Here is a 1,349-nt window from a genome sequence, read left to right as displayed (position 1 = left end):
CCGCTATCGGCACCTGCCAGCGTGTAGCCCACAATCGCGGCCGTCTCCACACCCGCGTTCTTCGAGCCGAATGCAGCGGTGAGTGCCGCGCTTGACAGACTCACCTGGTCCGAGCCAATCGCATTACCTAAGGTGGCCGTCCCCGAAACGGTGGCGGCCGTGGTCGCGTCATACGTCTTATTCGCCACCGACACGCCCGAGACCGTAATCTGCGCCTGCGAGATCGTGGCCGTGGCCGCACTCGGCTTCGAGGCGATCACATAGTTGCCCGCATCGGCCCCCGTGAGCGTAAAGCCCGAGAGCGTGGCGGTCTCCACTCCAGCGTTCTTCGAGCCGAATGCAGCGGTGAGCGCCGCACCCGAGAGACTCACCGCATCACTCGTCATCGCCCCCGTCTGGCCCGTGATGGAACCGGTGGACGCCACGGTTGCTGAAGTCGTCGCATCGTACGTCTTATTAGCCACCGTCACGCCCGAGACCGTAATCTGCGCCTGCGAGATCGAGGCGCTCGCCATCGATGGCGCCAGCACCACCGAATAGTTGCCGCTATCGGCACCTGCCAGCGTGTAGCCCACAATCGAGGCCGTCTCCACCCCCGCGTTCTTCGAGCCGAATGCAGCGGTGAGTGCCGCGCTTGACAGACTCACCTGGTCCGAGCCAATCGCATTACCTAAGGTGGCCGTCCCCGAAACGGTGGCGGCCGTGGTCGCGTCATACGTCTTATTCGCCACCGACACGCCCGAGACCGTAATCTGCGCCTGCGAGATCGTGGCCGTGGCCGCACTCGGCTTCGAGGCGATCACATAGTTGCCCGCATCGGCCCCCGTGAGCGTAAAGCCCGAGAGCGTGGCGGTCTCCACTCCAGCGTTCTTCGAGCCGAATGCAGCCGTGAGCGCCGCACCCGAGAGACTCACCGCATCACTCGTCATCGCCCCCGTCTGGCCCGTGATGGAACCTGCGGACGCCACGGTTGCTGAAGTCGTCGCATCGTACGTCTTGTTGGCGACCGTCACGCCCGAGACCGTAATCTGCGCTTGCGAGATCGAGGCGCTCGCCATCGATGGCGCCAGCACCACCGAATAGTTGCCGCTATCGGCACCTGCCAGCGTGTAGCCCACAATCGCGGCCGTCTCCACCCCCGCGTTCTTCGAGCCGAATGCCGCCGTGAGTGCCGCGCTTGACAGACTCACCTGGTCCGAGCCAATCGCATTACCTAAGGTGGCCGTCCCCGAAACGGTGGCGGCCGTGGTCGCGTCGTACGTCTTATTAGCCACCGTCACGCCCGAGACCGTAATCTGCGCCTGCGAGATCGTGGCCGTGGCCGCACTCGGCTTCGACACAATCACATA

General features: G+C 64.5%; 1 protein-coding gene. It reads right to left on the bottom strand.

Translation table 11 applies throughout. From position 1 onward, the window contains the following. Positions 1-1,349 (bottom strand): beta strand repeat-containing protein (locus tag AWB78_RS42580; protein ID WP_232478147.1); only part of this gene is annotated, 1,349 nt, incomplete at both ends.

Origin of the sequence: Caballeronia calidae (assembly GCF_900044055.2) — a bacterium.
Lineage (GTDB): Bacteria > Pseudomonadota > Gammaproteobacteria > Burkholderiales > Burkholderiaceae > Caballeronia > Caballeronia calidae.
Note: the sequence above shows the minus strand (reverse complement) of the source record. Positions and strands in the feature narration are given on the sequence as shown.